The organism is Streptomyces sp. OfavH-34-F (assembly GCF_022347745.1).
Lineage (GTDB): Bacteria > Actinomycetota > Actinomycetes > Streptomycetales > Streptomycetaceae > Streptomyces.
The window spans coordinates 1-6,783 of the sequence record NZ_JAKRGC010000335.1; the positions used below are offsets into that span (position 1 = coordinate 1).

General features: G+C 69.2%; 4 protein-coding genes and 1 pseudogene. 3 read left to right on the forward strand and 2 right to left on the reverse strand.

Annotated elements, in window-relative coordinates; translation table 11 throughout:
- On the reverse strand, positions 1-703 hold a 703-nt coding region (locus MHW47_RS30130; protein WP_239227021.1), incomplete at its 3' end, for an NYN domain-containing protein.
- A 222-nt stretch (positions 704-925) separates the two neighbouring features.
- Here MHW47_RS30130 and MHW47_RS30135 point away from each other — a divergent pair.
- Entirely contained in the window at positions 926-1,105 is a 180-nt protein-coding gene (locus MHW47_RS30135) for a hypothetical protein (protein ID WP_111332726.1), read from the forward strand.
- Between the two features lie 99 nt (positions 1,106-1,204).
- Here the strand turns inward: MHW47_RS30135 and dnaE are convergent, their stop codons facing one another.
- A complete protein-coding gene (gene dnaE / locus MHW47_RS30140; RefSeq protein WP_239227023.1) occupies positions 1,205-4,741 on the reverse strand; it encodes a DNA polymerase III subunit alpha in 3,537 nt (1,178 codons plus the stop codon).
- Positions 4,742-4,943: 202 nt separating this feature from the next.
- Between dnaE and MHW47_RS30145 the strand changes: the two genes are divergently transcribed.
- Together MHW47_RS30145 and MHW47_RS30150 are read left to right on the forward strand one after the other, a co-directional pair.
- Complete coding sequence (locus MHW47_RS30145) at positions 4,944-6,269, forward strand: DUF2252 domain-containing protein (RefSeq protein WP_239227025.1); 1,326 nt, start codon at positions 4,944-4,946, stop codon at positions 6,267-6,269.
- A gap of 58 nt (positions 6,270-6,327) precedes the next feature.
- A pseudogene (locus tag MHW47_RS30150) lies at positions 6,328-6,783 on the forward strand (hypothetical protein); the annotation flags it as partial.

Below are 6,783 nucleotides of genomic sequence, written 5' to 3' on the forward strand. Positions count from 1 at the left end.
CACCGGCGTCCGCGGCCCCGTTCCGCTCGGCGGCGCGGGAGGCGCGCTCGGCGGAGGCGGCGAGGGCCGACTCGGGCAGCGGGGCGGAGAGAATGGCGGCGATCTCGGGGCGCGGGACGGGCGGCGGGGCGCAGGCGCCGCCGGTCTCCTTGGCCCGGACGGCCCCGGTGATCCAGGCACGGTCCAGGACGCGGCGCTCGTCGGCCTCGGCGACCAGGTCCTCGGACTGGTTGTAGTCGCCGTCGGCGGCCTGGACGGCCCAGAGGTGGACGGCTACGCCGTGTTCCTTGGCGGACATCAGGCCGGGGAGCAGATCGCCGTCGCCGGTCACCAGGACCACGTCGGAGCAGGCGCGGTTGCGGGCGAGTTCGGTGAGTTCGGCGTGCATCGCGGCGTCGACGCCCTTCTGCGCCCAGCGCCCGTCGCTGCGGGTGAGGGCACCGAGGCGGACCGTGACCCGCGGCATGACGCGCAGTCTGCGGTGCTCGGGCTGCGGGACGCGGTCGGGCGCGCCGTCGAACCAGTAGATCCGCAGCAGGGGCTGTGCGGTGTCGGCCTCGGCGCGTTCGCGCAGCTGCTGGATCAGGGCCGCGTGGTCGACGGTGATGCGGGACCGCGCGGGTTCTCCCGCCAGCAGGCTCGCGGCTGCGCCCAGCAGGTAGCCGGCGTCCACCAGGACGACGCAACGGTCCACGCGTTCCACCCTCTTCCAGGCAATCGGGATCGGGTTTTCTCAGGGTTCCTTCGAGTCTGCCCGACCGCGGCGGGGTTGACGGCCGGAACTCGATCATCGGCGTGGCGGATCACGAAAAGCGCGCATCATACCCCGTCACTACGCACGGTAATGATCCGACATGCGATGTTTATCCGATTATGTGAATCTGACGGTGGTCCTGGCCCCGAGCGTCCTTACAGGAGGAACACCATGGCCAAGAACAAGAACCGCAAGCAGGGCAGCCATCAGGAGCGCGCTTCGCAGGCGGAGCGCGGCACCCAGGAGGCGCGCTCGACGGCTTTCGAGTCGCAGAGCCAGTCCCAGGCGCAGGCCCAGGGCAGCCCTGCCGATGTCGCGCGTAAGCATCAGCGGCGCTTCGGCCACAACTGACCGGGACTTCTCCGGTCCGGCCACCGGCCGGTACACCGGAAGGGGCGACCCCGCTTCGGCGGGGCCGCCCCTTCCGTGTGTCCGCCCGTATGCCTGTGCTCAGCCGGCCAGGCAGGACGGGCCGAGCAGCACCTTGAGGTCGCCGAAGAGGGCCGGGTCGGGCTTGACCCGGTGCCGGTCGAGCCGGAGCACGGTGGTCTTGCGGGGGCCCTGGAGCCTGATCCGCACCTCGGTGTCGCCCCGGTGGCTGTTCAGCACCTCGCCGAGCCGGCTGACCATGGGCGGGGTGACCCGGACGGTGGGGATGGTGAGCACCACCGGCGCGTTGGTCCCGGCCGAGGAGAGGTCGGGGACCTGCATCTCCATGGCGACCAGGCGCGGCACGTCCTCGCGCTTGTCCAGGCGCCCCTTGACGAAGACGACGGTGTCCTCGACGAGCTGGGTGGAGACCAGCTGGTAGGTGGCGGGGAAGAACATGCACTCGATGGACCCGGCCAGGTCCTCCACGGTGGCGATGGCCCAGGCGTTGCCCTGCTTGGTCATCTTGCGCTGGAGGCCCGAGATGATGCCGCCGATGGTGACGATCGCGCCGTCGCTGTGCTCGCCGCCGGTCAGCTGCGAGATCGCGGCGTCCGACTTGTCGCTCAGCACGTGCTCGATGCCGAAGAGCGGGTGGTCGGAGACGTAGAGCCCGAGCATCTCGCGCTCCTGGGCCAGCAGGTAGGACTTCTCCCACTCGATGTCGGAGAACTCCACGTCGAGCCCGAAGCCCGGCTCGTCGCTCTCCTCGTCGCCGCCGCCGAACAGGTCGAACTGACCCTCGGCCTCCTTGCGCTTGACCTGCACCACGTTGTCGATCATGGACTCGTGGTGGGCGACCAGCCCCTTGCGGGTGTGGCCCATCTCGTCGAAGGCGCCGGCCTTGATGAGGGACTCCACGGTCCGCTTGTTGCAGACGACCGCCTCGACCTTGTCCAGGAAGTCGGGGAAGGAGCTGTACTTCCCCTTCGTCTTGCGGCACCGGATGATCGAGTCCACGACGTTCTGGCCGACGTTGCGGACGGCCGTCAGCCCGAACAGGATGACGTCGTCACCCTGGGCGGCGAAGTTGGACTCCGACTCGTTGACGTTCGGCGGGAGCACCTTGATGCCCATGCGGCGGCACTCGTTGAGGTAGACCGCCGACTTGTCCTTGTCGTCCTTGACCGAGGTCAGCAGGGCGGCCATGTACTCGGCGGGGTAGTTCGCCTTGAGGTACGCGGTCCAGTAGGTGACCAGCCCGTACGCGGAGGAGTGCGCCTTGTTGAACGCGTACCCGGCGAACGGGACCAGCACGTCCCACAGCGCCTTGATCGCCGCGTCCGAGAAGCCCTTCTTCTTGGCACCGGCCTCGAAGAGCACGAAGTTCTTCGCCAGCTCCTCGGGCTTCTTCTTGCCCATCACGCGGCGCAGGATGTCGGCCTCGCCGAGCGAGTACCCGGCGACGATCTGGGCGGCCTTCTGCACCTGCTCCTGGTACACGATCAGGCCGTAGGTGAGGCCGAGGACGTCCTTGAGGGGCTCCTCCAGCTCCGGGTGGATCGGGGTGATCTCCTGGCGGCCGTTCTTGCGCTCGGCGTAGTTCGTGTGCGAGTTCATGCCCATCGGGCCCGGCCGGTAGAGGGCCGAGACGGCGGAGATGTCCTCGAAGTTGTCGGGCTGCATCTGGCGCAGCAGGGAGCGCATCGGCCCGCCGTCGAACTGGAAGACGCCGAGCGTGTCACCGCGGCAGAGCAGTTCGAAGGTCTTGGGGTCGTCGAGCGGGAGCGAGAGCATCTCCAGGTCGATGCCCTTGTTGGACTTCACCATCTTGATGGCATCGTCCATGATCGTCAGGTTGCGCAGCCCCAGGAAGTCCATCTTCAGCAGGCCGAGCGACTCGCACTGCGGGTAGTCCCACTGCGTGATGGTGACGCCGTCGGTGTGCCGCACCCAGATCGGGGCGTGGTCCACGATCGGCTCGCTGGACATGATGACGCCGGCGGCGTGCACGCCCATCTGCCGGACCAGGCCCTCGACGCCCTTGGCGGTGTCGATGACCTTCTTGACGTCCGGCTCGTTCTCGTACATCCCCCGGATCTCGCCGGCCTCGCTGTAGCGCGGGTGGCTGGGGTCGGTGATGCCGTTGAGGTCGATGCCCTTGCCGAGGACGTCGGCGGGCATGGCCTTGGTGAGCCGGTCGCCCATGGCGTAGGGGTAGCCGAGGACGCGGGCGGAGTCCTTGATCGCGTTCTTGGCCTTGATCTTGCCGTAGGTGCCGATCATGGCGACCTTGTCGGCGCCGTACTTCTCCGTGACGTACCGGATGACCTCGACGCGCCTGCGCTCGTCGAAGTCGATGTCGACGTCGGGCATGGAGACGCGCTCGGGGTTGAGGAAGCGCTCGAAGATCAGTCCGTGCTCGATCGGGTCGAGGTCGGTGATGCCGAGCGCGTACGACACAATCGAACCGGCCGCGGACCCGCGGCCGGGGCCGACCGCGATGCCGTTGTTCTTGGCCCACATGATGAAGTCGGCGACGACCAGGAAGTACCCCGGGAACCCCATCTGGATGATGATGTCCATCTCGTACTCGACCTGCTTCTGCCGGTCCTCGGGGATGCCGCCCGGGAAGCGGCGGTTCATCCCCGTACGGACCTCCTCCTGGAACCAGGTGACCTCCGTGTAGCCCTCGGGGATGTCGAACTTCGGCATCAGGTCGCGCTTCTCGAACATCCCGGTGGTGTCGATCTGCTCGGCGACCAGGAGGGTGTTGGCGCACCCCTCCTGCCAGGCGTCGGAGGAGTCGACGCCGTACATCTCCTCGGTGGTCTTGAGGTAGTAGCCGGTGCCGTCGAAGCGGAAGCGGTCCGGGTCGGAGAGGTTCTTGCCGGTCTGGATGCACAGCAGGGCGTCGTGCGCGGTCGCCTCGGAGGCGTACGTGTAGTGCGAGTCGTTCGTCACGAGCGGCGGGATGCCGAGCTTCCGGCCGATCTCCAGGAGCCCGTCGCGGACCCGGCGCTCGATCTCGATGCCGTGGTCCATCAGCTCCAGGAAGTAGCGTCCCTCGCCGAAGATGTCCTTGTAGTCGGAGGCCGCCTTGAGCGCCTCGTCGAACTGGCCGAGGCGCAGCCGGGTCTGGACCTCGCCCGAGGGGCAGCCGGTGGACGCGATGAGGCCCTCGGACCACTGGGCGATGGTCTCCTTGTCCATACGCGGCCACTTCTGCAGCCAGCCCTCGGCGTAGGCGTCGGAGGACAGCTTGAAGAGGTTGTGCAGCCCGGTCTTGTTGGCCGCCCAGATCGTCTTGTGGGTGTAACCACCCGAACCGGAGACGTCGTCCCGCTTCTGGTGCGGCTGCCCCCACAGGATCTTCCGCTTGTGCTTGCGCGACTCCGGCGCCACGTACGCCTCGATGCCGATGATCGGCGTCACCCCGGCCTTCTGCGCCGAGTGGAAGAAGTCGTACGCCCCGTGCAGGTTGCCGTGGTCCGTCATGGCGATGTGCGTCATGCCCATGTCGTTGCACGCGTTGAACATGTCCTTGAGCCGCGCGGCACCGTCCAGGAGCGAGTACTGGGTGTGGACGTGAAGGTGCGTGAAGGGCGGCTTGGTCACGGCGCTGTTCCTCCGGGGGACGTGGGGACGACGGGACGGGGGGCGTCTCGCATGACTGGGGGGACAGCGTGGAAGTCTACGTCTCCGGCGGGCGCGGCGGCGGGCACTCCGCGATACGGTCGCGCGTTGGAAGGGCGGGATCACCCGTCCCTTTTGTCATGCACGCCATCACCCCGTGACAGCTACCAGGAGGCACCCAGAGATGTCCGACACGCAGACCGGTGCGGAGCGGCGCGGGGAGCGCATCCTCGAAGTCTTCGACGCCGCCTTCGGTGCGCTGCTGGCCGCCGACCCGGCCGCCTTCCGGGTCAAGTTCCGCAAGATGGCGGGGTCGGCCTTCGCGTTCTACCGGGGCACGGCCTGCCTGTTCTACGACGACCTGGAGCGCGAGCGGCTCGGCGGCCCGTACCTGGACGAGCGCACCGGCCGGGTGTGGATCCACGGCGACCTGCACGCGGAGAACTTCGGCACCTACATGGACGCCAACGGCCGCCTCGTCTTCAACGTGAACGACTTCGACGAGGCGTACGTGGGCCCCTTCACCTGGGACCTCAAGCGCTTCGCCGCCTCGGTCGCCCTGCTGGGGTACGCCAAGGCCCTGGGCGACGACCAGATCACCGAGCTGGTCCGGATCTACGCGGCGGCCTACCGCGAGCGCGTCCACGCCCTGGCGACGGGCGCCAAGAACGACGAGGTGCCGCCCTTCACCCTGGACACCGCGTCCGGGCCGCTCCTCGGCGCGCTGCGCACCGCCCGCTCGCTGACCCGGTTCTCGCTGCTGGACTCGATGACCGAGATCCGCGACTTCGAGCGCCGGTTCAGCGAGGGCGGCGGCGCGATCGACCTGGACGCGGCGACGCGGTACAAGGTGCTGGCCGCCTTCGACGGCTATCTGGAGACGCTGCCGGAATCCAGCCTGACCCGGCCGGACTCCTACCGGGTGAAGGACGTGGTGGGCCGGCGCGGCATCGGCATCGGGTCGGCGGGCCTGCCCTCGTACAACATCCTGCTGGAGGGCAACAGCGACGCCCTGGAGAACGACGTCGTGATCTACCTCAAGCAGGCGCAGACCCCGGCCGTCTCCCGGCACATCACGGACGCCGCCGTCCGCGACTACTTCCAGCACGAGGGCCACCGCACGGTGATCTCGCAGCGCGCCCTGCAGGCCCACGCCGACCCGTGGCTGGGCTGGACCGAACTGGACGGCGCCGGCCAGCTGGTGGCCGAGGTGTCGCCGTACGCGGTCGACCTGGACTGGTCCGACATCGACGAACCGGAGGAGATCGCGGCCGTCGTCGCCGACCTGGGCCGGGCCACGGCCACGATGCACTCCGCGGCGGACGACGAGAGCGGGCACTCGCTGGTGCCGTTCTCCACGGAGCGGGCGATCGACGCCGCCATCGCGGCCGACGAGGAGGGGTTCGGGGAGCTGCTGGTGGACTTCGCCCACAGCTACGGCGCCCGGGCCCGCGCGGACCACCAGATCTTCGTGGACCTCTTCCGCAACGGCCGCATCCCGGGGCTGTAGCCGGCGGAACGGAACCTTTAGGGGTCGCTTACAGGTTCGCATGCGACACTCCTGGGCGATGGACATATCCGGGACGCAGCTCAGAGCGGCACGCGCGGCGCTTTTCACGGCGCTCGTCGTGACGCTCTCCTCGGCGTCCCACGTCCTGCTCTCACAGGTCCCGCTGCCGCTGGTGCCCGTCGCCGTGCTGGCGGCGGCCGTCTTCGCGGCGGCCTACGCCCTGGCCGGGCGCCAGCGCGGCTTCGGGGCGATCGCCGGCCTCCTCGTTCCGCTGGAGCTGGCCGCCGACACCTTCTTCACCACCGGCCAGCACCTCTGCTACGGCGCGGCGGGCGGCCCGATAGCGGGCCCCCTGCGCTCGGTCGGCGTCGACGTCCTGTGCGGCGGCGGTGACACCCCCGGCAGTGCGCAGCTCGGCGACGTCGGCACCCCGCTCGCCTCGGTGACCGCGGGCGGCCGGGGCGCCGCCGCGCTGCTCGCCTCCCCCGGCCCGCTGGTCCCCTGGCTGCTGCTG